This window comes from Paractinoplanes durhamensis, from assembly GCF_016862175.1.
Taxonomy (GTDB): domain Bacteria; phylum Actinomycetota; class Actinomycetes; order Mycobacteriales; family Micromonosporaceae; genus Actinoplanes; species Actinoplanes durhamensis.
In genome coordinates this window covers 281,876-308,014 of record NZ_BOML01000019.1, presented here as the reverse complement: position 1 = coordinate 308,014, position 26,139 = coordinate 281,876, and the positions used below count along the sequence as shown (strand labels likewise).

Here is a 26,139-nt window from a genome sequence, read left to right as displayed (position 1 = left end):
CATCGGCCGGGCCTCGTGGGGGCGTGTCCCGGCCGGTTCACCGAAGATAAGTTAAAGATTGTTAACAGTAAATAGACCTAACGAAGTTTTTCGATACGTCGTTAATCAGCTGCCCGGTTCCCGATGATCCGTTACTTTCGCCGGATGGAACCGCTGACCGAGCCGGCCATCCGCGCCTCTTTCGTCAACTGCAGCAAGGGCGAGGCCGGCCGGATCAAAATGCCCGCCGACCTGGCCACGACGAGGTGGGCCGACCTGGACTTCCTCGGCTGGACCGACCCGGCGGCCCCGCAGCGCGCGCTCCTGGTGGTCCCGACCGATGCCGGCCCGGTCGGCATGCTGCTGCGCCGCCCCGACTCGCGCCGCACGAGCGCGATGCGCTCCAGCATGTGCCAGGTCTGCTGGACCGGCCACAGCGCGGACGGCGTGACGCTGTTCGTGGCGCCGCTGGCCGGCGCGGCGGGCCGCCAGGGCAATTCGGTAGGCGAATACCTGTGCTCGGACCTGGCCTGCTCGCTGTACCTGCGGGGCAAGCGCCAGCCCCGGGGCCGCCTGATCCGCCAGGAGGAGACGCTGTCCCTGGACGAACGCATCGACCGCGCGATGACAAGCCTCAACGCCTTCGTCAAACGGGTGGTGGCCGGTTAGTCCGGGTTGTTCTCCCGCAGCCAGGTGAGCACGGCCAGCACCCGCTTGTTGGACGGCATCGCCCCGTCGCCGCTGTTGACGCCGAGCTTCTCGAAGATGCGCCGCACATGGTCCTCGACCGTGCGCTCGGCGATCGACAGAGCCTGCGCGATCCCGGCGTTCGAGTGGCCCTGCGCCATCAGCCGCAGCGCCTCCCGCTCCTGCCGGGTCAGCGCGTTGAGCGGGCTGGCGTGCAGCGGCGGCCGCAGCAGCCGGTCCACGAAGGACCGCCCGAGAACCTGCTCGCCGGCCACCAGGCGGGCGAGCTGCGGTCCGAGGTCGTCGATGCCGAGCTCGTCCTTGCGCAGGTAGCCGATGCTGCGCTCGAAGTCGCTGATCAGCCCGATCGCCTGAGCGGTGGCGGTGTAGGCGGACAGGATGAGAATGGCGACCCCGGGAAACTGCCGCTTCACGATGCGGGCGACCTCGATGCCACCCTCGTCGCTGTCCGCGGTGAGCCGCACGTCGATGACGGCGACGTCGACCGGATGCTCGGCCATCCCGGCGATCAGTTCCTCGCCCGTGGCGACGTTGACGAGCACGTCGACGCCCTTGCTCTCCAGGTAGGCCGACACCGCCGTACGGAAAATCGCGTGGTCGTCGACGATGGCGACCCTCAAGGCTGGCACGTCGTCTCCCTTGCTGGAGTCGTGGTTTCACCCGTAGCTTACTACGTGGGAAACCACGTAACATCCCGTGGTTTTCCGCGAGTGATTCCGGGGGCCGGTTCATGAGCGATCGAAGTCGGAAGACCTGACCATGTCCGCCGGCTGGTTCCTGGCCGTGACGGTGACGGCTGCCCTGAGCGGCATCGCCAAGCATTGCCTGCACCTGTGGGGCGAACGAGCCCGCTACCGGCACGAGGAGACCCTGGCCCGGCAGCGCCACAGCTTCGCCTTGCTGGTGCTCCGCCAGCCCGCCGCCACCGAGGTCCAGGTGGTGGCCCTGATGGCCGGCACTCCCCCACCCGCAGCTTCGGATCGTGATCCGCAGGCGTGAGCGCCAACCTATTCGGCTCCGCCTCGTTAGCAGCAATGACAATGCTTGCCGGGTTAGTCATATTTGCTGTGAGGACGCTGTTGAAGATCTCCCGCCTGTTCACCGTCGTCGCCGCCTGCCTGGTGCTGACGGCCGACGTGGCCGTGCCGGCATCCGCCGCCGAAACCGGCCGGGCGCGGACGGCAGCGTGCGAGTTCGTGCCGGTCGACGACGACTCCGGTGACAGCATCGACGCTCCCGCCGCGGTCGATCGGTTCAAGACACCGTCCGCGGTGCCCGCGAAGACGACCGCGTTCACCAGCCCCGACGGCTTCGGCGGCCGCGAGTACATCCTCGGCCCGTCGAACGGGCGCTGCGTCGCGCACGGCGGCATGGACCAGGACTTCGACCAGCAGATCACCCTGCCCGGCCAGAAAACCCCCGCGTTCGAGCAGGTCTTCGGCGCCGGCGGCGACTATCAGCTGCGCTTCGGATGCCGCTACCTGCCGACCCTGCGCCAGTTCGCCGACAAGGGCGACTGCCCCGCCCCGCCGCCCACCGAACACGTCAAGCTGCTGAACACCGGCATGCCGACCCTGCCCGCCGCGCTGGTGACGGTCGAGCCGAACACCTCCGACCCGCAGCTGCGGACAACCGGCACCGACCCGGTCCTGGCCGTAGTGCTCGCCTTCGACCTGGGCGGCGACGACTCCGACCCGACGTACCGGGCGGTGACGACCTCGTTCGCCGACTGCCGGCTGAGCGACATCTGCATCGCATCACTACAGGTCTTCGTCAACGAGGCGATCGCCTTCCAGCAGCGTTACGTCGACTTCAAAACCACCGGCAACCCAGGCCGAAAAATCCGCAACGCCATCGCAAACTACAAAACCTTTCCCACCCGCCCCGGGTACGCCGGGTCCGTGCGGTAAATGCATTTCCACGGGCAGGCACCGACAAAGAATTACCTTGGCATGATCCACTGCTGACATTCGGCTATCGGCGCCTGAAACAATATCCGCATGACACAGCCCTCGCTTTTCAGCCAAGCACAATTAGCCGCGATGCGCGACCCGACAAAGGCTCGCAACTACTCCTCAGACCGCGAAGCCTTCCGCCGCGACCACAAAGCCCGCCGCGAGCACGGGAAGGCCCAGCGCCACGCCCAGCGCATCTACCAGGAATTCCAACAGTCCTGCTCGGGCGAGCCCCCGTCCCTCCCGGCCCGCACCGTGAGCTGATCCGTGCGCGCGATCAGAACAGCTCGCACTCCCACGACTCCAGCTCGGCCGCGCCGGGCGGAAGCTCACCGGTGCAGTATTTGTGCAGCCAGGTGGCAGCGCGACGCTCGGCGTACTTCTCGTTGACCGGCTCGCCGTCGTCGTCCAGCTCGAGGACGCGTCACTTTCCGCGCAGATTTCGGCGCATCACCACTCGGCGGGCCGACGGGCGGGACACCTCGGCGAAGCCGCAGGCGGCGAACAACGGCTCGGTGCCCAGGTAGCGGTCGTCGCGGTGCGGGCCCGGGCCGGCCAGTGGGAAACCCTCGATCGCGGTGGCGCCGTGGTCGCGGGCCAGGTCGACGGCGGCCGTCAGCAGACCGTGTGTGGTGCCGGCCTTGCGGTGGCCCACCCGGACGAAGAAGCAGGGCACCAGCCAGACGTCGTCGTCCTCGGCCGGGTCGCGAGCCTTGAGGATCGGCGAGCGCAACGCCTTCGCGTAGCGGCTGCGCGGCCCGGCCGCACACCAGCCGACCGCCCGGCCGCCGTCGTAGACGAGGACACCGGCGGGCTCCCGCGCGGAGTTGACCATCTGCTCGAACTTCAGGCGATTGCCGGCTCCCCAGCCGTCATGCACCTCGCCGCTGCCGAACAGGAACCAGACGCACCAGCACCCACGCGTGGTGCCGTTGCTGTCGAACAGGTCGGCGACGTCGGCCAGCTCACCCGGCCCGGCCGGGCGGATCTGCACGGTCATCAGGCCATCATCCACACGCCGCGGCCCGCACGCTTGAACGAACTTGCGGTCGGCGCGACCAAGCCCGGTGGAGGCGGTGATCAGGTCGATTTCCCCGGCACCGCTCGCTCCTGGCGCAACTGTTCGAGCAGGGCAACATCGGATGCCAGGCCCGGATCGGCAACTTGACGGTCGAGGTCGACGACGATTTCGAGTTCGCCGATCGCCTGGTCGAGGTCCCCCAGCGCCCGGTGGATCATCGCGATGTTGAACCGGGTAACCGCTTCACTGGCACGGTCCCCGATCTCCCGCGCGACGGAAAGGGACTGGTCGTAGTAGGTCAGGGCCTGCGCTGAATCCCCGCTCCCCTGGTGCACGGCGCCGATGTTGTTGAGGGTGGCCGCCTCACCGGCACGGTCACCGACCTCCCGCCGGATGGGCAGGGCCTGTTGGTAGTAGGACAGAGCCTGCCGCCCATCCCCGAGTTCGTCGTGCACGAGCCCGATGTTGGTGAGGGCGACCGCTTCACCAACCCGGTGACCGGCCTCGCGCATGATGGGTAGGGCCTGCCAGTAGTAGGTCAGAGCCTGCCGCCGATCTCCGAGCCTGCTGTAGGCGTGTCCGATGTCGCTGAGGGTGGCGGCTTCGTCACCACGGTTGCCGGCCTCGCGGAACAACCGCAGCGCCTGCTCAAAGCTGGCCAAGGCCAGTCGGGGCTGACCGGTGGCGGATCGGGCCCGGCCCAGGTGATAGGAAGCGGCAGCGTCCGGGCCGAGAGTCAGGGTCGCGGTCGCGAGAGCCGCAACGTCGGCGAACCGCGATCGGCGCAGCCACACCCTGGCTGCCAGGTCCCCGGTCTCCCGGGCGATCGCCGTCTCCCGGCCCACCACCGCCAGCCGATGCACCTCTGCCCACCGAGCCACCGTTGCGGCCGACCTGTCAGGTCCGCCGGCGCGCCCGTTGCCGGGCGTCGAGTTTGGATCCTCAGCCGAGTCGGCACCTTCCACCCTTCGACCTTACTGACGGCGACGCGGTGATCGTGCCCTGCGCGTGCAGCTCCACCGTCAGAGTTAATGCGGGCAAACCCGTGAGTAACTTCAGCCCTTCCGTCGTACGGCATCGATCGATATCTTTCCGGCCATGAAGCGTGTCCTTGCCCTCGCCGGCGCCACCACCCTCATCGCCGGAGCTCTGATCGCCGTTCCGTCGGTGGCGTTCGCGGCCGACGCCTCCTACCGGACCCTCAGCACCGCGGCCAACCCCGACTGGATGCGCGGGCTGCCCGACTCGCGCAGCCTTGCCGCGCTGTCCATCCCGGGCACGCACGAGACGATGTCGATTCACGGTGGGGCGTGGACGCAGACGCAGGAGGACTTCGGGGACTCCGGCGGGACCCTCGCGGCGCAACTGAACGCCGGGATTCGGATGATCGATATCCGGGCTCGGGTGAACACCGGGAACACGTTCACCATCCATCACGGGTCGGCCTATCAGAATGCGAACTTCGACGACGTACTCAATAAGCTTTCGGATTTTCTTTCGGGGCATCCGGGTGAGACCGTTGTCGTGCGGCTCAAGCAAGAATGCACCGGAGAGATCGGGTCGTGCACGGATGCTTCGGGGCAGGCGAGTTTTGTCGACATCTTTGACGCGTACGTCAATAATCGTCCCGGCCTTTTCTGGGCGCCCTCGGTGACCCGGGCGTCGGCTGCGGCCGTGCCGACGCTCGGCGCCGTTCGTGGCAAAGTTGTTCTTGCCGTCATGAACGGGGCGCGGGGTGGGCGCTACTCGAACTACGGGCTTGCGCAATTTGACGGGTGGAATGACGGGTCGTCCACCTATGTGCAGGACAACTACACCGTGTCCAGCGTCGCGGCGATTGCCACCAAGCGGGACCAGGTGCGTCGTTTCCTCGATGCGACCAGCGCGGGGGACGCCTCGAAGATGTATGTGAACTTCGGCAGCGGATCCAGTGTCTTTGCCCAGCCGCAACAGGTTGCCGGCGGCGCGCTCGGGGTGCAGGGGGTGGACCCGTTCCTGCTGATCTACCTGAATGAGGGGCCCGAGGTGCACACGCCGGTCGTTCGCACCGGGGTGCTGATGCTCGACTTCCCGGGCGGCGGGCTGATCAACAAGATTATTTCCTTCAACTAGTCCCGACCTCGCCGATAGGCCGCTTCGGGAGGGCCGATGAGCGAGACAACGCAACAGGCGGCACGGCTGCTCGAAATGGCGCAGAGTGGCCGGGCCGCAGCTGCGCTGAGGCGGGCCGAGACATATCTGGCCGGGGCGGACGGGCCGGCCGGCATGCATTTCGTGCGGGCCATCGCGCTGACCAACCTCGGCGATCCGCACGCCGCCGTCGAGGCCCTCGACCTGATGGCCGAGGCCGCGATCGCGCAGGACAGCCCGGGCTGGCTCGGCTGCGCGCTGGCCACCCGGGCCTCCCACCAGCTGCGGCTCGGTGAGGGCGAGGGCGAGGCCGGGGTCCTGCAGGACCTGATCACCGCCGAGTTCGCGGTGGCCGGCGAGACCGACCCGACCGCCGCGGTGAACGGGCGGGTGGCGGTCGCCATCGGCTACTTCGAGCTGCGGCTGTACGAGCTGGTCGGCGCGCACTACGACGCCGCCTACGAGATGAGCCCGGCCGACAACGGCAACCGGGCGATGTGGCTGTTCAACCACGCCGAGATGCACCTCTACTGGGCGCTCGAGCTCTACCAGATCGGCCAGATCGAGGCGGCCGAGAGCCACACCGCGCAGGCCGAGCACTATGCGCTGCGGGCCGTCGACGAGGCACGCGGGCCGGACGCCGCCGCCTGGCGGGACACCGCGCTGCTCGCCGCGGCCTGCGCGCGAGCCGACCGCGAGGACCCGGCCGGCGCTGCCGCCGACATCGAGGAGGCGCTGCGGGTCCTCGAGGCGCGCGGGATGAGCGCGACCGCGCTCGCCTACAGCCGGCCGTTCCAGGCGGTGGCGCTGCGCCGCTCCGGCCGGCCGGACGAGGCCCTCGCCGTGCTGGAACGGGCGGTGGCGGCGCTGCCCGCGGACGCCGGCTGGCTGATCGTGGCCGCCACCCAACGCACCAAGGCGGTGCTGCTGGCCGCGCGCGGCTCGGCCGGCGCCCAGGTGGGCATGGCCTACGGCGACACCCTGGCCGCGGCGATGTGGCGGCACCGGCTGCGCATGCTGCAGTCGGTGGAGGCGATGAAGTCCTTCGAACTGCTGCGCATCCAGCACGAGCAGGCCGCCCGGGCGGCCGCGCTGGACGCGCTGACCGGCATCGCCAACCGGGGCGCCTTCGACCGGGCGGTCCGGCAGGCGCAGACCCGGCCGGCCGACCTGCTCACCGTCATGGTGGTGGACACCGACAAGTTCAAGCAGATCAACGACACGGCCGGGCACGCGGCCGGCGATGCCGCCCTGCGGGCGATCGCCGACGCGCTGGGCGCGGAGCTGCGCGAGGAGGACCTGCTGGCCCGGCTGGGCGGGGACGAATTCGCGGTGCTGCTGCCGGGTCTCGGCGCGGACACCGCGTTGCGGGTGGCGGAGCGGATGGTTCTTGCGGTACGGGCCATCGCCGACTGCCCGGCCACCGTGAGCATCGGGGTGGCCGGGACCTACGCCGGTGACCTGCCGGACGCGTTGCGCCGCGCCGACCAGGCGATGTACCGGGTGAAGCGGGGCGGCGGCGACGGCGCGGAGGAATGGGCGGCGACGGCGTACGCGGCCTGAGATCGGGTATAGCCGGCTCGTGCGGGAACATTCCTTGGGCGTACGGCTGACCGTGGCCGCCGCCGGCGCGGCGGCCCTCGTCATGCCGGCCGCGGTCGTGGGTGTGCTGGTCGTGGGCAACGTGAGCTGGCTCAACCGGCTCGACGCCCGGGTGACCGACGCGATGCACGGGTTCGCGCTCGACCACCCCGGCTGGGTGTGGTTCATGAAGGCGTGGAGCCTCGCCTTCGACCCGAACTCGTGGCGGATCGCCGCGCTCGTGCTGGTCATCTGGCTGGCCCGGCGGGGTGCGAAGTCGCTCGCCTGGTGGGTGGCGATCACGATGGCGGTCGGTGGCGTACTCGGCGCCGTTTTGAAGTTGATGGTGAGCCGGCACCGTCCTGACCTGCTCGACCCGGTCGCCCGCGCGGCCGGTTACTCGTTCCCGTCCGGGCACGCGCTGAACAACGCGCTCGGCGCCGCCGTGCTGCTGCTGTTGTTGCTGCCGCTGACCCGGGACAAGCCGCGGTGGCGGGCGGCGCTGTGGGCGGCGGCGATCGGGATCCCGCTGATGACCGGGGTCAGCCGGGTGGTGCTCGGCGTGCACTGGACCAGCGACGTGGTGGCCGGTCTGCTCGTCGGGCTGGCGACCACGGCGGCGATGGCGGCTGGACATCAATCACGACGCATGAAAGAACCGCTGTCCGGGTAACTGCGGCACTCATGCTGGAGAATCGCGCCGCGGTCGGACATCGTGCCGCCTACTACGCCAAGCGCATCCTGCCGGGGCTGATCGCGCTGCTGCTCGGCATGATCGGGCTCGGCCTGCTGATAACCAAGGTGTTCAAGGATGTGTGGCCGTTCACCGTCGAGGACGGCGTCAACCGCTGGTTCGCGGCCCACCGCACCCCGCCGTGGAACCTGGCCACCGAGATCTTCAGCCTGATCGGCAGCACCCCGGTGATCATCGGGGTCACCGCGATCGCCGCGCTCGTCCTACTCAAGACGCTGCACAGCTGGTACGAGCCGCTGTTCCTGTGCGCCGCGGTCACCGCCCAGGCGCTCGTCTTCTTCTTCACCACGCTGGTCCTCGACCGGCAGCGCCCGACGGTCAAGCACCTGGACAACTCCCCGCCGACGTCGAGCTTCCCGTCCGGGCACACCTCGGCGGCGTTCGCCCTCTACTGCGGACTCGCCCTCATCCTGGCCGGCCTGGTCCACCAGACCTGGCAGAAGTGGCTGTGCTGGGCGCTGCTGCTGATGCCGGTCGGGGTGGCACTCTCCCGTCTTTACCGGGGCATGCACCACCCGACCGACGTGTCCGCGTCCTTCATCAACGGCGCCTTGTGCGTGGCCCTGATGTCGTACGCCATTCTCAGGTCAGCGGAGCGACCTTCAGTTTCGTGACCGCGACCGGGCCGCCGCCCAGCGCCCGGATCAGCAGCTGATCGACGCCGCCGTGCGCGGCGCTGATGTCCGGCGGCACGGTCAGCGTCGCCGACGTGCCGCGGGACAGGTCGCGGAAGGTGACCTCCATGGTCAGCGAGTTCGGCACCAGCGGCGTCACCTGCACCGCACCGGCCGGGGTGTCCTGCAGGAAGTCGATCAGCAGCGGCACCTCGTGACACTTCGTCGCATCGTCGGCCGTGCTCGACGTGAGGAACTTGCCGGACGCGTCCTCGACCACCGCGGCACTCTGGGCGGTGTCGCAGCCCGGCACCGCGAGCGCCTTCGGGTCGGCGCTGACCAGGAACCCGTCGTTGCGGAAGACGTCGCTGGCCACCGGCCCCGGCGGCGGCGTGGTCAGGTCGATCTCCCGGGCCCCTCCCCCGTTCGGCGGCGCCGTGGTCGCGGCCGGCGCCGCGGTGGTGGCCGGGGCCTCGGACGCCTGAACCGGCGGGGCGGCCGCCGAGGTCACCGGCGGCGCGGCCGCGCTCTGCTGCTGAGCCGGCGGCTGCGCGGCCGTGGCGGCCGGAGTCGGCGCGGCCTGGGTGGCGGCGGCGTTCTGCGCCTTGTTGTCGTTGGCCCTGGTCACCAGCAGCGGCACGGCGATCGCCGCGGCCAGCACGACCACTCCCGCAGCGATCCCGGCGATCTTCGCGACCTTCGACGCGATCCGCGGCTGCTGCACGAACGTGGCCGTGCCGGTCACCGGGGTCGCCCCCGGCATATCCGGCGTGACGGTCAGGGTGAGCTGCCGCTGCTTCTCCTTGTTCCACGGCAGCGGCGCCGACACGCTCAGCAGCACCCGGGCCGTGGTGCCCGGCGGCAGATCGAGCCAGCCCGGCTGGAAGACGGCGCTGACCCGCCGCTCCGGATCGGTGGCGGCCAGGTAGAGCCGCACCGGAGCGTTACCGCCGTTGGCGATCTCCAACGTGTACTGCCCGCTGCGGCCACCCGTCACCACCTCGGGGGTGGTGCGCAGGGTGATCTGCTCGACGCTGGCCAGCTGGATCGGCAACTCGACGCAGCGCGACACGTCGTGCCGGTACTTCGACCGGACCAGCGCGCCGACCACGTAGGTGCCGGCCGGCGCCGGCGGCTGCACCGGCAGGGCGACCCGCACGGTCAGGGTGCCGCTCTCGGCCGGCCGCAGCTTGGCGACCTCGGGCTCGGTGCGCACGGTCGCCCCGTCGGGCAGCCCGAGCAACTCGACGCCGTAATGCTCCACGATGTCACTGGCATTGCGCACGGTGACATCGAACTGGAGGTTGTCGCCGGGCGAGGCATCCGCCCGCTCCGGCGCGACATTGACACGCAGCGGCAGGGTCACCGGCCCATGCTGTCACCCCTTCACAAGCAAAAACTAGGTAAGACCCGACACTAGATCTTCGAGCGTCGCTTTCGCTCCCTTGTGGTGCAGGCTTGCGAGCACCGAGCGGTACGCCGAGACGAAGCGCTCGTTGTCGACGAGGTCGCCGAACACCTCCCGATTGGCGATGAAAGCCAGCGGATTGTCGCGTTGCTGCCGGGCCGCGGCGATCAACGGCTCGCGCAAGCGGTCGACCACGTCGATCGGCTCGCCCTGCTCGTCGACGCCCTCGTCGTAGCGGGCCCACGACGCCACCACCGCGGTCGACAGCAGGATGTCGCCGCCGGTCTCCAGGTTGCGGCGGATCACCGGGAGCAGCCACTTCGGGATCCGGTCCGAGCTCTCCGCGCACAGCCGGGCCACCGTGTCGCGGACCTGCGCGTTGGAGAAGCGGTCGATCAGCTGGTGCTGGTACTCGCGCAGGTCGACGCCGGGCACCGGCTCCAGGGTCGGGGTGGCCTCGCGCTCCATGTAGCCGAACAGGAACTTCGCGAACAGCCGGTCCTGGGCGACCTCGTGCACCAGCCGGTAGCCGGCCAGCCATCCGAAATAACACAAACCCTGGTGGGAGGCGTTGAGCAGGCGCAGCTTCATCAGCTCGTACGGTTCGACGTCCGGCACCACCTGCACGCCGGCGTCCTCGAACGGCGGCCGGCCGTTGCTGAAACTGTCCTCCAGGGCCCACTGCGTGAACGGCTCGCAGACCACCGGCCAGCCGTCCTCGACGCCGAACTGCTTGGCCACCTGGTCGCGGTCCTCGTCGGTGGTGACCGGGGTGATCCGGTCCACCATGCTGTTCGGGAACCGGACGGTCTCGGCCACGTACGACGCGAGGGCCGGGTCGCGCAGACGAGCGTACGCAACAAAGCTCCGCCGAGCCGCCTCCCCGTTTCCCTGGATGTTGTCGCAGCTCATGATGGTGAAGGGCGCTTCGCCGCGCTCGCGGCGCCGTTCGATGGCCGCGGTGATCAGCCCGAACGTGGTCTTCGGCTGGTTGCCGGCGGTGAGGTCGTGCTGCACGTCCGGGTTGTCGGCCATGAACTCGCCGGTGACCGCATGGAAGTTGTAGCCGCCCTCGGTGACCGTCAGCGACACGATCCGGATCGCCGGGTCGGCCATCTTCTCGATCACGGCTTCCGGGTCGTCCGGCGCGTAGAGATATTCGACGATCGACCCGATCACCCGGGCCTCCAGGTTGCCGTCCGGCGCCTTCACGACCAGCGTGTAGAGGCCGTCCTGCGCGTCCAGCACCTGCCGCATCCGCTCGTCGGCCGGCATCACGCCGACCCCGCAGATCGCCCAGTCGAGGGCCTTGCCGTCGTTCATCAGGCGATCCAGGTACATCGCCTGATGGGCTCGATGGAATCCGCCGACCCCGAAATGCACGATGCCGGCCCGCAGCGCGGACCGGTCGTAGGCAGGGACGGCGACCTCTTTCAAGGACGACAGATTGGCGTTGCGCAGCGGCAGCATTGTCGACGACCTCCCGGCGGTGGATCGGGGATAACAGACAGCATCCCACCGCGGCCCCTAGGTCACCGGCGACCGAGTCCGCTGATCTTGTGCCCGCTCCCGGTCACTTTTTTGTCGTACCCCTCCGGCACGATCGGACCCATGCCTGGACGATTCGTGTACTGGATGAACGTCTCCACCGATCTCAAGATCGAGCAGACCGCCGGTGAGCAGGGCGGTGGCAGCTGGATGCGGATCGGCGAGCAGCTGCATCGCGACTTCAACGCCCGCGCGCGGGCGCTGTCGGTGATGGTCCAGGGCCGGGTGATCTTCGAGACGATGGAGTCGTTCTGGCCGGCCGCGCGCCACGACGAGTCGCTCGACGACTACATGCGCGAATACGGCGAGATCTGGACGTCGAAACCGAAGGTGCTGGTGTCCCGCACCCGCACCGAAGCCGGGTACAACACCCAGGTCATCGGCGGCGACGGCGACGCGGTCGAGCGGCTGGCCGAGCTGCGGGAGCGGACCGACGGTGACATCGGGGTCGGCGGCGCGACCGTCGCCACGCTGCTGCTCGACGCCGGCCTGCTCGACGAGCTGCTGCTCTTCACCCACCCGGTGGTCCTCGGCGCCGGCCGCCCACTCTTCGACGGCCACCACGAGCCGATCCAGCTCGACCTGCTCGAGCACGGCACCTTCGACGAGGGCGTCACCATGCACCGATACGCGGTCCGGCGCCGCTCCGCTACGGTCTCCGGACCGGGTGATCATGGAGGCGACGTCGATGGCGGCGGGTAACGAGCTGGTCTGTGACGACGCGACCGTCATGGCGTGGACCGACGGGGAGCGGGAGCTCTGGGCTTCGCGGGCGGCGGCGCTCGACCATGGTCGGGAAGAGGCCGACTGGGTCACCGCGGCCACCGGCGCCGACCGGCTCTCCGACCTGAGCTCCGCGCAGGTGGCGTGGCTGTTCGCGAAAGGGCCGGAAGCGTCGGCTCGGGCGCTGCTGGCCACCCCGCTGCTCCTGCGGGCGCGGCAGCGGATCGACCTCGGGCGGGTCGCGGTCGCCCGGTTCGAGCTGGATGCGTTGAAGCTCGCGCTCCAGGAGGCCGGGGAGAGCGCCGACCGGCTCGGGGTCCTCGTGCTGCCGTTCCGCGGTCCGGAGCCGGCCGCGCTGGTCGCGGGCTGGCTGCGGCACCTCGGATCGGCCCGGCAGTGGGCCCGGCTCTGGCTCGACCGGCACCCTTCGGCGGCAGCGCGGGCGCTGATCCCGGCCGCGGCCGGCTGGCCCGGAAAGCCGCGGCAGAACGCCGAGGATGCGCTGCGCCACCTCGCGGCGACCGGCCACGGGCCGATTATATTCCAGACCGCCGACAGGTACGGTCCGGGCGTCCGCGCCGTGCTCGAAGCGCGGCTCGACCCTGCCGCCGAGCAGGCGATGTCGTTGCCGCTGCCGGCACTGACCGTGCCCGCCCGGACGGTGAAGACACCGGCTTGGGCGCACCCCGATCGGCTGCCGGAGATCCGGGCTGCCGGTGGTGGGACAATGCCTCCGGATGAGGTCCGCCGGCTGGTCGAGGCGCTGACCCGGACCCGCCTGGCCGACCTGCCCGAGCCGGCGCCCGGCGATCCCGCACCGGCCGGCTCCGGTCTGCCTCTGGTCGTCGAGTCGTCGGCGGCCGTGCAGCCGCTGGTCGCCGCGCCCGATCCGGAGGCGGAGAAGCTGATGGCGGGCTGCGATCCGGTGAGCCTGGCCGAGTTCGGGCGGGCGCTGCTCGACGCATGGCTCACCGACGACCTACCGGCGGCGCAGGCCTGGGTCGTGCTCGCCCAGGCGCATCTCGGGGACGACGCCACGATGGACCGGCTCGCGCCGCTGGTCCGGTCGTGGCCGGCCAAGAGCCGGTGGTTGCGGGCGATCGACGGACTCGCGGTGCTGGCCACGGTGGCCAGTGACGTGTCGCTGCGGCACCTGCTGGCGATCGAGGAGAACATGGTGGGCGGGTCGATGAACGACCGGGCCCTCGTCTACCTCACCCAGGCCGCCGCCGGGCGCGGGCTCACCCTGGAACAGCTGGCCGACCGGCTGGCGATCACCCACGGCCTGGACGCCGGCATCACCCTGGACTACGGCCCACGCCAGTTCACCGTGGGAACCGACGACCACCTCGACCCGTACGCCGTGGATGCCGCCGGCCGCCGCCTGGCGCGACCGCCGAAGCCCGGCGTGAAGGACACCAACCCGGCCGCCTACCGGGAGTTCCTGCAGCTCAAGAAGGATCTACGGGCGACCGCGGCCGCGCAGATCGCCCGCTTCGAGCGGGAGATGCTCGCGCATCGGCTGCGGCCCGGACGCGACCTCCCCGACGTGCTGCTGCCGCACCCGATCCTCGGGCCGATCGCGCGCCGCCTCCTCTGGGGCGAGTACGACACGGAGAACCGCCTGGTGCAGGCGCTGCGGATCGCCGAGGACGGCAGCTTCGCCGACCTCGACGACGCGCACGCCACCGTCGACGGGGGCACGCCGCTCGGCATCGTGCACCCGGTCGAGCTCGGCGACGACCTGGCCGAGTGGGCGCAGATCTTCACCGACTACGAGATTCTGCAGCCGTTCCCGCAGATCCACCGCCCGGTCGTGACGCTGACCGCGGCGGAGCGGGCCGCCACCAGCCTGCCCGGGTTCGGGCCGGCACCGACCGAACGGCTGGTGCGGATGCAGGGCGACCGCTGGCCGGGCAACGGCTTCCACAACCCGGGCCACCTGCACACCCAGCTGTCCCACCCGCTGCCCGGCGGGCTCACCCTGCTCGTCGAGCTGGACCCGGGCGTCACGAACGGCGGCTACAACACGGTCGACGAGCAGCAGATCACCGAGATCTGGATCGACCACACCTGGTCGGACCATTGGCAGCGGGCACGGCGTACGCCACTGGGGGTTGCCGATCAGGCCGCCCTGTCGGAGCTGCTGGTCGAGCTGCGCGGCCTCACGAGCTGAGGGTGCGTCGCTCCGCCGCGATCGTGGTGTCGTCGCCGTGACCGGTGTGCACCACGGTCTCGCCTGGAAGCTCGAAGAGCTTCGCCCTGATCGAGTCGACGATGAGGCCGGCGTCGGAGTAGGAACGGCCGGTCGCGCCGGGCCCGCCGTTGAACAGGGTGTCACCGGTGAAGACGCATCCGAGGTCGGCGCTGTAGAGGCAGACCGCGCCCGGTGCGTGCCCCGGCGTGTGCAGAACGGTCAGCGCCGTGCCGGCCACCTCGATCCTGGCCCCGTCGGCGAGATCGTCGTCCCAGCTCACGGACGTGCCGTGGGTCAGCTCCCAGAGCGGCCGGTCATCCGGATGCAGCAGGATCGGCGCCCCCGTGCGCTCCCGAAGCCCCGGCGCAACGCGCACGTGGTCATCGTGGGCGTGGGTGCAGACGATCGCCCGCACGGCCCGGTCCCCGACCACGGCCATGATCGCGTCAACATCGTGCGGCGCGTCGATCACCACACACTCGGCGTCGTCCCCGACCACCCAGACGTTGTTGTCGACGTCGAACGTCTGCCCGTCAAGACTGAAGGTGCCGGCGACCACGCCGTGATCCACCCGCACGGCCCCACCCTGCTGCATGATCGGTGCTGTTCCCTTCGCCGGAGTCGCTGCCGAGCTTAGCCGCCAGCGATCACGAACAGCCGGTCCGGGTGCCGCTACCCCGCGTACCTCAGCAAGGTCCACACGAAAGTGACACCTGTCGTGTTGACGACAGCCTTTCGGCTGGTTGTGGGTGCATCGGCCGGAGTGAAATGTTCGGGCGATGGCCGGGGCGGCTGGAGGTTTTTGTGGATCCGCAAGAAGACGCCGGGCCGGTGCGTGTCCTCCTGTCCTTCGCGCACGAGAGCGCCGGGTTCGAGGACCAGGTCCGTGACCTGTGGATCCTGCTGCGCAAGATGGGTGTGGACGCCAAGCTCGACCTGCCCGCCGGCGAGCGCCCGCAGGACTGGACGCTGTGGATGATGGAGCAGGTCCGCGAGGCCCGGTTCGTCCTGGTGATCGCGTCGCCGGAGTACCGCAGGCGGGCCGAGGGGCGGGCGCCGGCTTCCGAGGGCCGCGGAGTGCAGTTCGAAGCGACCCTGATCCGCGACGAGTTCTACCGGGACCAGGCGGCGGGCCGGGCAAAGTATCTGCCGGTCGTGCTGCCCGGCCGTTCGACCGACGACATCCCGGCGTTCCTGGGTCAGACCAGCACCACCCACTACGAGCTGCCCGAGCTGACCCCGGCCGGAGTCGAAAAGCTGTACCGGGTCCTCACCGACCAGCCGTGGGAGACCGAGCCACCGGTCGGCGACCGCGTGCAGCTGGCTTCGCGCCCGTTGACTGCCCACCACGAGTTGGTCCTGGACGTGACCGCCGACGACAGCGGGGTCACCTGCCGAGCGTCACTGTCGGGCAGCCCGTTGTCCGAGCGCACCGGTTGGCCCCCGGTCGGCTACGCGCACGTCTGGGACGGCCTGTCCGCCGCCGATCCCCTCGCCGCCGACTCCCGGCTGGCCGACCAGGGCCGCCAGCTGTGGCAGATGCTGGTCGACGAGCCCGCGGCAGCGCACCTGACCGGACTCATCGACGGCTGGCAGTTCGGTTCCACCCTCGACGTGGTCATTCTCGGCGACGAGCTCACCCTCTCCTTGCCGTACGAACTGGTCCGCCTCGCCGACGGCCGCCCGCTCGCGCTGATCCCCGGCGTCCGGATGCACCGCCGCCTGCGCGACTCCGGCCACGGCGCGACCGCCCCGCTCCCCGGCCCGCTGAAGATCCTGGCCGTGGTCGCCTCCCCCGACGAGTCCCGAACGTCCAGCCCGGCCCTGGCCGTGGAGGCCGAGATGCAGGCCGTGCTGGACGCGGTGGCCCCGCTGGCCGAGTCGGACACCGCCCAGGTGACCTTCCTCGAGGTGGCCGGCACAAAACAGATCGCCGAGGCGCTGCGCGCCGAGCAGTACCACGTGCTGCACCTGTCGGCCCACGGCTCACCCACGGGCGTCCAGCTGGAGGACGAGGACGGCAACCCGGTCGATGTGGACGCAAATGCCCTGGTCAACGCCCTGCGGTCGGGCCAGCACCCGCTCCCGCTGATCGTCCTGTCCTCCTGCCGCAGCAGCAGCGGACCCCGAGGTCATCGACGCTCTGGTCAGCCTGGCCAAGGAGACCAAGGCCCGCGGCTGGTGGCAGTCCTACAACGACGTCGTCATGCCGGAATGGCTGGAGCTCTACATCGGCTTGGAGGGTGCAGCGACCCGGATCCGCAAATACGAGCCGCAGGTCGTTCCCGGCCTGCTGCAGGCGCCCGCCTACATGGAGGCGATCATTCGGATCGATACGCCGCACTTTACGGACGGCGACGTCCAAGCCGGCATGAAGATCAAGCAGGAGCGACAGGGACTGCTCATCCGGCACTTCCCGGCGCCACCGGCGCTGGAGGTGATCCTTTCGGAGGCCGTGCTGCTCGGCTCGATCGACGTCCCGGGTGCAATGCAGCAACAGTTGTGGCACCTGCTGAAGGCCAACGAGGAGGGAAAGGCCCGCGTGCGAGTGCTGCCACTTGCGGCCGGCCCGCACCGCGCATCCGTTTCGGGAAAGTTCACGATCCTCGAGTTCCCGCCGCCTGGCGGCGGCGACAACGGATCCCACGAGCCGCCGACCGTCTACAGCGACGGCCTGACCGGGGCTCTCTACCTGGACAAACCTCAGGAAATCGAGCTTTACGAGCAGGTCTGGAGCGACATCGACAGTCGATCGCTGTCTGTGGAAGGATCGAACGCGGTGATCAGCAAGGTCATGAGGGAGATGAGCAGCGATGGGTGATCACGACCTCGCCGGCCTGACGTGGCGGAAGTCGACCCGGTCGGGCGGTAACAGCGACTGCGTAGAGGCCGCCGATCTCCCCGGCGGCGGCACCGCGATGCGCGACTCCAAGGACCCGGCCGGCCCGGCACTGTTCTTCACCGCCGCTGAGTGGACCGCGTTCGTCGGCGGCGTCAAGGCCGACGCCTTCGACCAGCAGTAGACGGAGAACGGCGCGGCCCCAGTGCCCTGGGCCGCGCCGTTCCGTTCGTCCGGTCAGGCGGAATCCCCGCGATTCAATGTCAGGGCCGCCGGCAACGAGACGCAAATGCTGGGCCGGCCGGTGGCGAGATGGCGTCCGGGACCGCCGCAGCCATGCGGTATCTGCGGCTGATCGGGAATCCGGGCCGGCCGCACCTGGGTAAGGATCATTCGCGTAGCAGGTCGCGGACGCCGGGACTCCGATTTCCGTTCCTCGGGGAGCTCACTGAGGCACGCGCTTGGGCCCCGTTTTCCTGGATTTCGGGGTCTGTCTAGCACTCCGAGACCCCGAAATCCAGGAAATCGGGCCGGCCCAGACCCCCGGCCCAGACCCAGACCCCCGGCCCAGGCCCAGACCCCCGCGGCCCCGGCCCCGGCCCCGGCCCGGCAGCCACCCTGCGGACGTGCATCCGCCCGGCGCTCGAACTTGTCGACTTCCGGGTCGCCGCGGACAGTACATTTCCAAGATCCGGCGTGGGCGGCAGTTGCGGCCGGGGAACGGCTGAGCCGGTGGGGCAGCGGGCCGGCGAACGCGCACAGCGCCGGCGCGGTGGACAACGGAGAACGGCGCGGCCCCAGTGCCCTGGGCCGCGCCGTTCCGTTCGTCCGGTCAGGCGGCGACAGTCGCCTGCTCGGTCGTTGCGGGAGCTCCGGAACCGCCGGACATGTGGCGCAGGTAGGCCGGCAGGGTCAGGAACTCCGGGCAGGTGCGTTCGGTCAGCAGGACCGTGAGCAGCGTCCGGGCCTGGCCGAACAGCTTCGCCGACTCCTCGTCGAGCGCTCCGGTCTCGCTGAGGACGTCCAGCTCCTCGCGCAGCATCCTGGTGACCAGGGCGGCCGACACCGGCACGCCGTAGTCGGTCGGGGTGCCGTTGTGGATCCACTGCCAGAGCTGCGCGCGGCAGATCTCGGCGGTGGCCGCATCCTCCATGAGACCGCCCAGTGCCACCGCCCCGCGGCCGCCCAGCCAGGCGGCGATGTAGCGGAGCGCAACACTGCAGCTGTTGCGCAGCGCCACCTCGGTGACCTGCACGCCGAGCGCCTTCACGTCCAGCAGCTCGGTGGCGGTGACCCGCACGTCGTCGCGCTTGCGCACGATCTGGTGCGACTCGGCGCCCAGCCACTGGTCGAACACCTCGCGGCAGGTCTCGACCAGGCCGGGGTGGGCCACCCAGGACCCGTCGAAGCCGTCGCCGACCTCGCGCCGCTTGTCCTGCCGGACCTGGTTGAGGGCCCGCTTGGCGGCGACCGGGTCGCGGCTGGGCACGACCGCGGCCATCCCGCCGATCGCGTGCGCGCCGCGCCGGTGGCAGGTGCGCACCAGCAGCTCGGTGTACGCCCGCATGAACGGCGCCGTCATGGTGACCTGGGACCGTTCCGGGAGAACGACGTCCGGCCGGTTCTTGATCATGCTGAACAGGTAGTCCCAGCGGCCCGCGTTAAGGCCGGCCGAGTGCTCGCGCAGCTCGTACAGGATCTCGTCCATCTCGAAGGCCGCGGTGATGGTCTCGATGAGGACGGTGGCCCGGATGGTGCCGCGCGCGATGCCGAGCTGCTCCTGGGCGAAGAGGAAGACGTCGTTCCAGAGGCGGGCCTCCAGGTGCGACTCCAGCTTCGGCAGGTAGAAGTACGGGCCGCTCCCCCGGTCCAGCTGGCGCTGGGCACAGTGGAAGAAGTACAGGCCGAAGTCGAACAGCGAGGCGGAGACCGCCCGGCCGCCGATCCGCACGTGCGCCTCGGGCAGGTGCCAGCCGCGCGGCCGCACCATGATCGTCGGCAGCGTCGCGCCGACCTGGTACTTGCGGCCGTCCGGCGCGGTGTAGTCCAGCTTGCCGTCCAGCGCGTCGCGCAGATTGGCCTGGCCGAGGACCACGTTCTCCCAGGTGGGCGAGGTGGCGTCCTCGAAGTCGGCCATCCAGACCTTGGCGCCCGAGTTGAGCGCGTTGATGGTCATCTTGCGCTCGGGCGGCCCGGTGATCTCGACCCGGCGGTCGGTCAGGTCGGGCGCGGCCGGCGCGACCTGCCAGGTCGCGTCGTCCCGGATGGCCTGGGTGGAGGCCAGGAAGTCGAGGGAGTCAGTCCGGGTGGTGCGACGCCGGCGACGCCGCTCCAGGAGCTGCACCCGCCGGGCGCCGAACTCACGGTCCAGCGCCACGACGAACGCGACGGCCTCGGGGGTCAGGATCTCGGAGTAACGGCCTTCCGTGGTGCCCGTGATGGTGACCTCTTCGCCGCCCATGTCAGAACTGCTCCTCCTCGGTAGAACCGCTCAGCGCGGTGGTCGAGCTGTCGGGGTTGAGCGCGGTCGAGACGGCGTCGAAGTAGCCGGTGCCGACCTCGGCCTGGTGCTTGGTGGCGGTGTAGCCGTCGGCCTCGGCCGCGAACTCGGCCTCCTGCAGCTTCACGTACGCCGTCATGCCGGTCTCGGCGTAGCCGCGGGCCAGCTCGAACATCGAGTGGTTGAGCGCGTGGAAGCCGGCCAGGGTGACGAACTGGAACTTGTAGCCCATCGCCCCGAGCTCCTTCTGGAACCGGGCGATGTCGGCGTCGTCGAGGTTCTTCTTCCAGTTGAACGACGGCGAGCAGTTGTAGGCCAGCATCTTGCCGGGGTGCACCTTGTGCACGGCCTCGGCGAAGCTGCGGGCGAACTCAAGATCCGGCTTGCCGGTCTCCACCCAGAGAAGATCTGCATAATCTGCGTACGCGACACCGCGGGCGATCGCTGCGTCCGAACCCGGGCGCACCCGGAAGAAGCCCTCGGCGGTCCGCTCGCCGGTGACGAACGGCTTGTCCCGATCGTCCACGTCGGTGGTGAGCAGGTCCGCGGCGAGCGCGTCGGTGCGGGCGATGACCAGCGACGGCACGCCGAGGACGTCGGCCGCGAGGCGAGCGGCATTGAGCGTACGGATGTGCTGCTGGGTCGGGATGAGAACCTTCCCGCCCAGGTGGCCGCACTTCTTCTCGCTGGCGAGCTGGTCCTCCCAGTGCACGCCCGCGGCACCGGCCACGATCATCGACTTCATCAGCTCGAACGCGTTGAGCGGGCCACCGAAGCCGGCCTCCGCGTCGGCGACGATCGGGGCGAACCAGTCGCGCTCGTAGCGGCCGGCCGCGGTGTCGATCTGGTCGGCGCGCATCAGCGCGTTGTTGATCCGCCGGACCACGGCCGGAACCGAGTTGGCCGGGTAGAGCGACTGGTCGGGGTAGGTGTTCCCGGACAGGTTCGCGTCCGCGGCGACCTGCCAGCCGGACAGGTAGATGGCCTTGAGGCCGGCCCGCACCTGCTGGACCGCCTGGCCACCGGTCAGCGCGCCGAGCGCGTTGATGTAGTCCTCGCTGTTCAGCAGCTCCCACAGCCGCTGCGCGCCGCGCTCGGCCAGGGTGTGCTGCTCCTGGACCGTCCCGCGGAGCTTGACCACGTCGTCCGCGGTGTACGTGCGCTTGATGCCCGTCCAACGGGGATCGCCGGCCCACTCCTGAGTGAGGTCCGCTGCGGTACCGCCCCGGGTCAGCTGATCAGTCATCGAAAGTCCCTTTCCTGCCCTGTCGCCGTGTTGCTCGGTGGAAGAATTCGACTGTCGCCCATCGCGCAACCCCCCCGGGAGGCATTTGTGAGCAGAAGAAACGCGGAATTTCTGTTATCGTCAAACCCGTGACCGCTTCACTTCCTGACAGTCCCGCCGCCGAGGGTCAGAGCGGCGGGGTCGACCTCGTCGTCCTCGGCCAGCGCCTGCGCCACCAGCGCAAATCCAAGAACATGACCTTGGAGCAGCTCAGCGAGGCGGTCGGCCGGGCGCCGTCGCAGCTCTCGATGATCGAGAACGGCAAGCGGGAACCGAAGCTGTCGGTCCTGCAGGCCATCGCCGCCGCCCTCGGCGTACCCCTGCAAGATCTTCTCCGGGCGGAGGCGCCGTCGCGACGGGCGGGCCTGGAGATCGACCTGACGCATTTTCAGCAGGAAACGGCGTACGCGGCGCTGGGTCTTCCGGTTGTCCGCGGTGGCCGCCGCTTGCCGGCGGATGCGCTCGAAGCCCTCGTCGGGCTGCACCGGGAGCTCAGCCGGGTCCTGACCGAGCAGAGCGCGACGCCCGAGGTGGCCCGCAAGGCGAATGCGCAGCTGCGGGTCAACATGCGCGAGCGCAACAACTACTTCCCGGAGATCGAGGCGGCCGCGGCCAAGGTGCTGCAGTCGGTGCGCTACACGACCGGCCCGCTGTCGCAGCGCGGCATCCTCGACATCGCGGCGTCGCTGGGCTTCTCGCTGCACTACGTGAACGACCTGCCCGGCTCGACCCGCTCGGTGACCGACCTGAAAAATCGGCGCATCTACCTGCCGCAGGTGGCCAGCGGTAAGGGCCACGATCCGCGTGCGGTGGTGCTGCAGACCCTCGGGCATTTCGTGCTCGGCCACAACGACCCGAGCGACTACGGCGACTTCCTGCGCCAGCGGGTCGAGGCCAACTACTTCGCGGCCGCGCTGCTCATGCCGGAGAAGTTCGCCGTCGAGTTCCTGCGCGAGGCCAAAGCCGACCGGGCGCTCGCGATCGACGACTTCCGGGACGCGTTCGGCGTCTCCTACGAAACCGCGGCGCACCGCTTCACCAACCTGGTCACCCAGCATTTCGGCATTCCGGTGCACTTCACCCGGGTGCACGAGAGCGGCATCGTCTACAAGGCGTACGAAAATGACGGTGTTCGTTTCCCGTCCGATGTCACCGGCGCCATCGAGGGCCAGCCGATCTGCCGCAAGTGGGCGTCCCGCACGATCTTCCACGCGGAAGATCCGTATTCGTCGTTCTACCAGTTCACCGACACCTCAGCGGGCACCTACTGGTGCACCGTGCACATCGAGTCCACCCGATCCGGCGAGTTCTCGGTGACCGTCGGCACCCCGTACGAGCACGCCCGCTGGTTCCGCGGGGGCGACACCACCCGCCGAACCGTCTCGCACTGCCCCGACCCCGACTGCTGCCGGCGACCACCCGCCGACCTGGTGCGCCGCTGGGCCGGAAGCGCCTGGCCGAGCGCCCGGGTCCACTCGCACCTGCTGGCGGCCCTCCCGCCGGGGACGTTCCCCGGCGTCGACAATCAGGACGTCTACCAGTTCCTCGACCGGCGAGGATGAGACGTGCCCGGCTCTTGATCTCGCCGCCGCAGAGCAGCCCGAGAAGGCGCTCCGCGGCGCTCCGGCGGTGCTTCTTGCCCGACCACACGCTGACGAATACCGAAGCCAGGAACACGATCGAGCGGATGACCGGCCACAGTACAATCGCGGTGGCGAACAATGCCGGGTGGAAGTGCTCGAACATTTTGATCTCCCCGGTGATCAACGATTCGCCGGCGCCGATTCGCAGGCAATGGCGAAAGTCTTGACCAAGGGCGCCCTGAGCAGGGATTACCTGACTTCTTCGGTGCCGCTCTGACAACTCCTGCCGAGAACCCGGAGCGAAACTGACAGGATCTGTCTGCTCCGGACGGAGAATCGGCCGGGCTCGTCAGTTGTTCGGCGGAAAGCCGCATGCGATCCTGGGTGCTCTGACAAATCGACGTGCGACGCGGCTCGGAGCGTGCAGTGTCAATCGCATTGCCAGGCCCGGAACGGGTGCCGGAAGGACCCAAGCGCGACCTGCTGGTGCGGCTGCATGAGCTCTACGGCCAGGCCGGCAAGCCGGCCACCCGGGTCATCAGCCGGCGCATCGACGACGAAAACCTCGAATCGGTGTCGTACGAGACGGTGAGTTCCGTCCTGCGTGGCAACAAGGTGCCCAGCTGGGCCCGCCTGCAGTCGATCATCGTGGTGCTGTGCCGGATGTCCGTGCAGCGGGTCGACGTCAGCCAGGAACTCGTGCACTTCAACGTCCTCTGGCGACGCTTCGACACCCCCGAGCCGGTTCCGGTCGCCCGCCCGCTGCCCACCCGGCCGTACCCTGCGCCGCTGCCGCCGCTCGAGGCCGACACCACCGACATCGTCCGGTCGGTCACCTCCCGGGTGCAGGGTCCGCTGCCCGCGCGCACCGTCCGCTTCACCGGCCGGGAGCAGCTGCTCGACGACGTCGAGAGCCGGCTGGCCCGCTCCCCCGAGACGCCGCTGATCCTGTTCGGGCCGATCGGCTCGGGCAAGACCCAGCTCGCCGCCGAATACGTGCGGCTGCACCGCGACCGGTACGCGGTGACCTGGTGGGTGGAGGCGGAGAACGCCGACCGGGCCCGCGAGTCGCTGCTGCGCCTGGCCCGCAGCCTGGGCGTCGACGACAACGACGACCGGCGGCCGATCGACCGGGTGTTCCGGCTGCTCGAGGAGTCCGGGCCATACCTGCTGGTCTTCGACGGGGTGATCAACGGCGACGTGCGGACCCTGATCCGCACCACCGGCGGCAGCGTCATCGTCACCACCCGCAACGGCGGGTGGGCGCGGGAGAGCCGGCACGCCGAGCTGGAGGTGCCCGACCTGGACGCCGGCGAGTCCGCGCAACTGCTGCGCAAGCAGGACCCGCACATCACCCGGGCCCAGACGGCCCGGCTGGTCGGCGTGGTCGGCCGGTCCCCGATCGGGCTCGCCGTGGCCTGCCGCCTCTACCGGGAGCAGGGGACGTCCTGGGACGACCTGGCCGACCGCCTGGCCACTCCGGACAACCGGATGCTGACCGCCTCCCCCGGCCGCCTGGCGGAGGAGATCGGCGCGATCGCCGGCCGGCTGACCGCCGACCCCGACCTGCTGCGGCTGCTGACCCTCCTGCTCGGCTTCGGGCCCAGCCAGGTGTGGCGGTGGACGCTGCAGGCCGGCGCCGACCGCGACGTGGCGCCCACCGTCGGGCGCCTGCTGCGCGACCCGGACGGCCTGCGGAACTCGATGCGGATCCTGGCCGGAGCCGGCCTCGGCCGCCGGCACGCCGGCGGCGACTGGATCGAGATCCCCGCGATCATCCGCCTGGTGCTGCGGGAACTCCTTCCGGCGGCGTACGCCGAAAGCAACCGGCAGGACGTGGTGCAGATCCTGGTCGCAGCCGACCCCGGCCACCCCGAGGACCCCCGGACCCTGGACAAGCACCGCGCGATCGCGCCGCACGTGCGCCCGGCCGCGCTCGTCGACACCCACCGTCCGTCGGCCTACCGGACGATCCGGCATCAGATCCGCTACCTGTTCCTCATCGGCGACCTGCAGGCCGCCCAGCAGCTCGGCCGGGAAGCCGAGTCGGCGCTGGTCCGGCAGGAGGTGCTGGCCCCCTCCGACGAACTGGTCCTGCTGATCCGGCGCGACCTGGCGAGCGCGCTGCGCGCCGACGGCCGGTACGTCGACGCCTACCGGCTCACCGAGGAGGCGATGGACCACCTCGACGCCCGGGCCGATCATGCGGTCGCCCTCGACCTGGCCCGCAGCTGGGGCCACGACCTGCGGATCGCCGGGGAGTTCCAGCGGGCGTACGAGCTGGACGAGGAGACCCTGCGCCGCAACCCCGCGGTCTTCCCCGACGACGACTTCCGCAGCCTGGCCAGCCGCTACAACCTGTCGGTCAGCCGGCGCTTCCTCGGCCGTTTCCGGGAGGCGGCCGCCGCCGACCGCAGCGACCTCGACCGCCTGCGCGCCGGCCGCGGCCGCACCGACCGCCGCCAGGCCCGCTGGGCCAACGCCCTCGCCGAGGATCTGTACGGGCTGGGCCGCTACCCGGACGTGGTGGAGCTGCTCGGACCGCTGATGGAGGCCGAGTCGGGCCGGGAGTTGCTGCGGGCCCGCCGGATGACCGGGGCCGCCTTCCGCCGCCTCGGCAAGCTCGTGCCCGCCGTCGAACAGCTCGGCGTCGGCTACCAGGCCTGCATGAGCCAGCTCGGCGAGCACCGGGAGCTGACCCTGGCGGTGTGCATGAGCTTCGGCAACGCCCTGCGCGAACTCGGCCAGTTCGCCACCGCCCTGCACTACGGCTCGCTGGCCGTGTCGGGTTACGCGGCCGCGATGGGCGCCGACAACCCGCTGGTCCGGGTGGCGGGCGCGAACCGGGCCGCCGTCCTGCTGGCGGCCGGCGATGTCACGGCCGCGGTCCCGGAGCTGGACGAGGCGTACCGGGTGCTGACCGCCCGCCTCGGCGAGCAGCACCCGTTCACGGTGCTGACCGCGGTGAACCGCGCGTCGGCGGCGGCCATGTCGGATCCGGTGTCGGCGTTGTCGTGGTCGGCCCCGGCCTACCGGCTGGCGATCGAGGTCTTCGGCGAGGACCACCTCGACACCCTGATCGCCGCCGCGGGTTACGCCGCCGACCGGGCCGCCCGCAACGAGGACGACCCCACCGCCCCGAGCCTCGACCAGGTCCTGGCGACCCTGCGGCGCCGTTTCGGCGCCGATCATCCCCTGGTGACGAGGCTGGCCGACGGCGGCCGGGCCCTGGTCGACGTGGAGCTCCCCACCGGCTGATCAACTGTCAAATCTTGTCAGCTTCAGTCCGAATCACCGGGGAAAATCCGTCCGTT

General features: G+C 70.2%; 23 protein-coding genes and 1 pseudogene. 15 read left to right on the top strand and 9 right to left on the bottom strand.

All coding sequences use genetic code 11. The annotated features are described in order from the left end of the window. Positions 1–144: 144 nt before the first annotated feature. The gene (locus tag Adu01nite_RS11135; RefSeq protein WP_203726504.1) at positions 145–648 is read left to right on the top strand and encodes an FBP domain-containing protein; all 504 of its coding nucleotides are present in this window, start codon (positions 145–147) and stop codon (positions 646–648) included. On the opposite strand, the gene Adu01nite_RS11130 is transcribed toward Adu01nite_RS11135, so the two are convergent. Then, positions 645–1,316, bottom strand: a complete 672-nt coding sequence (locus Adu01nite_RS11130; protein ID WP_203726503.1) for a response regulator transcription factor — start codon at positions 1,314–1,316, stop codon at positions 645–647. The genes Adu01nite_RS11135 and Adu01nite_RS11130 overlap by 4 nt on opposite strands. Before the next feature lie 130 nt (positions 1,317–1,446). Between Adu01nite_RS11130 and Adu01nite_RS11125 the strand changes: the two genes are divergently transcribed. Both Adu01nite_RS11125 and Adu01nite_RS11120 read left to right on the top strand, forming a co-directional pair. Beyond that, on the top strand, positions 1,447–1,686 hold the full coding sequence (locus Adu01nite_RS11125; RefSeq protein WP_203726502.1) for a hypothetical protein: 240 nt from the start codon (positions 1,447–1,449) through the stop codon (positions 1,684–1,686). Between the two features lie 68 nt (positions 1,687–1,754). Beyond that, entirely contained in the window at positions 1,755–2,597 is an 843-nt protein-coding gene (locus Adu01nite_RS11120) for a hypothetical protein (RefSeq protein WP_203726501.1), read from the top strand. Between the two features lie 322 nt (positions 2,598–2,919). Here the strand turns inward: Adu01nite_RS11120 and Adu01nite_RS49090 are convergent, their stop codons facing one another. From Adu01nite_RS49090 to Adu01nite_RS11110, 3 genes are all read right to left on the bottom strand, one after another. Next, the gene (locus Adu01nite_RS49090; protein WP_438871074.1) at positions 2,920–3,054 is read right to left on the bottom strand and encodes a DUF7677 family protein; all 135 of its coding nucleotides are present in this window, start codon (positions 3,052–3,054) and stop codon (positions 2,920–2,922) included. A gap of 12 nt (positions 3,055–3,066) precedes the next feature. Then, on the bottom strand, positions 3,067–3,642 hold the full coding sequence (locus Adu01nite_RS11115; protein WP_203726500.1) for a hypothetical protein: 576 nt from the start codon (positions 3,640–3,642) through the stop codon (positions 3,067–3,069). Positions 3,643–3,722: 80 nt separating this feature from the next. After that, entirely contained in the window at positions 3,723–4,526 is an 804-nt protein-coding gene (locus Adu01nite_RS11110) for a tetratricopeptide repeat protein (RefSeq protein WP_239132296.1), read from the bottom strand. Between the two features lie 235 nt (positions 4,527–4,761). Here Adu01nite_RS11110 and Adu01nite_RS11105 point away from each other — a divergent pair, with 235 nt between their 5' ends. The 4 genes from Adu01nite_RS11105 to Adu01nite_RS11090 are packed head-to-tail and all read left to right on the top strand — an operon-like array spanning position 4,762 to position 8,742. Further along, a complete protein-coding gene (locus tag Adu01nite_RS11105; protein WP_203726498.1) occupies positions 4,762–5,775 on the top strand; it encodes a phosphatidylinositol-specific phospholipase C in 1,014 nt (337 codons plus the stop codon). A gap of 36 nt (positions 5,776–5,811) precedes the next feature. Beyond that, positions 5,812–7,356 carry a GGDEF domain-containing protein gene (locus Adu01nite_RS11100; RefSeq protein ID WP_203726497.1) on the top strand — a complete coding sequence of 515 codons (1,545 nt, stop codon included), beginning with the start codon at positions 5,812–5,814 and terminating at the stop codon, positions 7,354–7,356. Positions 7,357–7,375: 19 nt separating this feature from the next. Further along, positions 7,376–8,047, top strand: a complete 672-nt coding sequence (locus Adu01nite_RS11095) for a phosphatase PAP2 family protein (RefSeq protein WP_239132295.1) — start codon at positions 7,376–7,378, stop codon at positions 8,045–8,047. Positions 8,048–8,058: 11 nt separating this feature from the next. After that, entirely contained in the window at positions 8,059–8,742 is a 684-nt protein-coding gene (locus Adu01nite_RS11090) for a phosphatase PAP2 family protein (protein ID WP_203726496.1), read from the top strand. Here the strand turns inward: Adu01nite_RS11090 and Adu01nite_RS11085 are convergent. Beyond that, positions 8,711–10,108: a COG1470 family protein gene (locus Adu01nite_RS11085; RefSeq protein ID WP_203726495.1), complete on the bottom strand. Its 1,398-nt coding sequence runs from the start codon at positions 10,106–10,108 to the stop codon at positions 8,711–8,713. The genes Adu01nite_RS11090 and Adu01nite_RS11085 overlap by 32 nt on opposite strands. 33 nt (positions 10,109–10,141) lie before the next feature. Beyond that, entirely contained in the window at positions 10,142–11,620 is a 1,479-nt protein-coding gene (locus Adu01nite_RS11080) for a mannitol dehydrogenase family protein (protein WP_203726494.1), read from the bottom strand. 141 nt (positions 11,621–11,761) lie between these two features. Here Adu01nite_RS11080 and Adu01nite_RS11075 point away from each other — a divergent pair, with 141 nt between their 5' ends. Together Adu01nite_RS11075 and Adu01nite_RS11070 are read left to right on the top strand one after the other, a co-directional pair. Beyond that, positions 11,762–12,400: a dihydrofolate reductase family protein gene (locus tag Adu01nite_RS11075; protein ID WP_203726493.1), complete on the top strand. Its 639-nt coding sequence runs from the start codon at positions 11,762–11,764 to the stop codon at positions 12,398–12,400. Beyond that, the gene (locus tag Adu01nite_RS11070) at positions 12,387–14,597 is read left to right on the top strand and encodes a DUF4132 domain-containing protein (protein ID WP_203726492.1); all 2,211 of its coding nucleotides are present in this window, start codon (positions 12,387–12,389) and stop codon (positions 14,595–14,597) included. Before Adu01nite_RS11075 ends, Adu01nite_RS11070 begins: the two co-directional genes overlap by 14 nt. Here Adu01nite_RS11070 and Adu01nite_RS11065 read toward each other — a convergent pair. After that, the gene (locus Adu01nite_RS11065) at positions 14,587–15,213 is read right to left on the bottom strand and encodes an MBL fold metallo-hydrolase (RefSeq protein ID WP_203726491.1); all 627 of its coding nucleotides are present in this window, start codon (positions 15,211–15,213) and stop codon (positions 14,587–14,589) included. The genes Adu01nite_RS11070 and Adu01nite_RS11065 overlap by 11 nt on opposite strands. A gap of 173 nt (positions 15,214–15,386) precedes the next feature. Here Adu01nite_RS11065 and Adu01nite_RS48865 point away from each other — a divergent pair. From Adu01nite_RS48865 to Adu01nite_RS11055, 3 genes and pseudogenes are all read left to right on the top strand, one after another. Beyond that, positions 15,387–16,688, top strand: a pseudogene (locus Adu01nite_RS48865) (CHAT domain-containing protein); the annotation flags it as partial. A gap of 136 nt (positions 16,689–16,824) precedes the next feature. After that, a complete protein-coding gene (locus Adu01nite_RS47690; RefSeq protein ID WP_239132293.1) occupies positions 16,825–17,439 on the top strand; it encodes a DUF5753 domain-containing protein in 615 nt (204 codons plus the stop codon). Then, entirely contained in the window at positions 17,432–17,641 is a 210-nt protein-coding gene (locus tag Adu01nite_RS11055) for a DUF397 domain-containing protein (RefSeq protein ID WP_203726489.1), read from the top strand. Before Adu01nite_RS47690 ends, Adu01nite_RS11055 begins: the two co-directional genes overlap by 8 nt. A gap of 648 nt (positions 17,642–18,289) precedes the next feature. Here Adu01nite_RS11055 and aceB read toward each other — a convergent pair. Both aceB and aceA read right to left on the bottom strand, forming a co-directional pair. Further along, positions 18,290–19,918, bottom strand: coding sequence for a malate synthase A (gene aceB / locus Adu01nite_RS11050; protein ID WP_203726488.1), 1,629 nt, complete (start codon positions 19,916–19,918; stop codon positions 18,290–18,292). Position 19,919: 1 nt separating this feature from the next. Further along, positions 19,920–21,203: an isocitrate lyase gene (gene aceA / locus Adu01nite_RS11045; protein WP_203726487.1), complete on the bottom strand. Its 1,284-nt coding sequence runs from the start codon at positions 21,201–21,203 to the stop codon at positions 19,920–19,922. A 128-nt stretch (positions 21,204–21,331) separates the two neighbouring features. On the opposite strand from aceA, the gene Adu01nite_RS11040 reads away from it, so the two are divergent. The 3 genes from Adu01nite_RS11040 (at position 21,332) to fxsT (ending at position 26,083) form a co-directional block, all read left to right on the top strand. Beyond that, a complete protein-coding gene (locus Adu01nite_RS11040; protein WP_203726486.1) occupies positions 21,332–22,804 on the top strand; it encodes an XRE family transcriptional regulator in 1,473 nt (490 codons plus the stop codon). 166 nt (positions 22,805–22,970) lie between these two features. Beyond that, on the top strand, positions 22,971–23,102 hold the full coding sequence (locus Adu01nite_RS48430; RefSeq protein WP_275414641.1) for a hypothetical protein: 132 nt from the start codon (positions 22,971–22,973) through the stop codon (positions 23,100–23,102). A 149-nt stretch (positions 23,103–23,251) separates the two neighbouring features. Further along, entirely contained in the window at positions 23,252–26,083 is a 2,832-nt protein-coding gene (gene fxsT, locus Adu01nite_RS11035; RefSeq protein ID WP_203726485.1) for an FxSxx-COOH system tetratricopeptide repeat protein, read from the top strand. Positions 26,084–26,139: the final 56 nt, after the last annotated feature.

Excerpts from the sequence above, each read along its gene's own strand:
- Adu01nite_RS11105 (WP_203726498.1), top strand. The coding sequence starts at position 4,762 with ATGAAGCGTGTCCTTGCCCTCGCCGGCGCCACCACCCTCATCGCCGGA.
- Adu01nite_RS11100 (WP_203726497.1), top strand. The coding sequence starts at position 5,812 with ATGAGCGAGACAACGCAACAGGCGGCACGGCTGCTCGAAATGGCGCAG.
- Adu01nite_RS11135 (WP_203726504.1), top strand. The coding sequence starts at position 145 with ATGGAACCGCTGACCGAGCCGGCCATCCGCGCCTCTTTCGTCAACTGC.
- Adu01nite_RS11080 (WP_203726494.1), bottom strand. The coding sequence starts at position 11,620 with ATGCTGCCGCTGCGCAACGCCAATCTGTCGTCCTTGAAAGAGGTCGCC.
- Adu01nite_RS47690 (WP_239132293.1), top strand. The coding sequence starts at position 16,825 with ATGCCGGAATGGCTGGAGCTCTACATCGGCTTGGAGGGTGCAGCGACC.
- aceA (WP_203726487.1), bottom strand. The coding sequence starts at position 21,203 with ATGACTGATCAGCTGACCCGGGGCGGTACCGCAGCGGACCTCACTCAG.
- Adu01nite_RS11125 (WP_203726502.1), top strand. The coding sequence starts at position 1,447 with ATGTCCGCCGGCTGGTTCCTGGCCGTGACGGTGACGGCTGCCCTGAGC.
- aceB (WP_203726488.1), bottom strand. The coding sequence starts at position 19,918 with ATGGGCGGCGAAGAGGTCACCATCACGGGCACCACGGAAGGCCGTTAC.
- Adu01nite_RS11090 (WP_203726496.1), top strand. The coding sequence starts at position 8,059 with ATGCTGGAGAATCGCGCCGCGGTCGGACATCGTGCCGCCTACTACGCC.
- Adu01nite_RS11075 (WP_203726493.1), top strand. The coding sequence starts at position 11,762 with ATGCCTGGACGATTCGTGTACTGGATGAACGTCTCCACCGATCTCAAG.
- Adu01nite_RS11115 (WP_203726500.1), bottom strand. The coding sequence starts at position 3,642 with ATGACCGTGCAGATCCGCCCGGCCGGGCCGGGTGAGCTGGCCGACGTC.
- Adu01nite_RS11055 (WP_203726489.1), top strand. The coding sequence starts at position 17,432 with ATGGGTGATCACGACCTCGCCGGCCTGACGTGGCGGAAGTCGACCCGG.
- Adu01nite_RS11065 (WP_203726491.1), bottom strand. The coding sequence starts at position 15,213 with ATGCAGCAGGGTGGGGCCGTGCGGGTGGATCACGGCGTGGTCGCCGGC.
- Adu01nite_RS11070 (WP_203726492.1), top strand. The coding sequence starts at position 12,387 with ATGGCGGCGGGTAACGAGCTGGTCTGTGACGACGCGACCGTCATGGCG.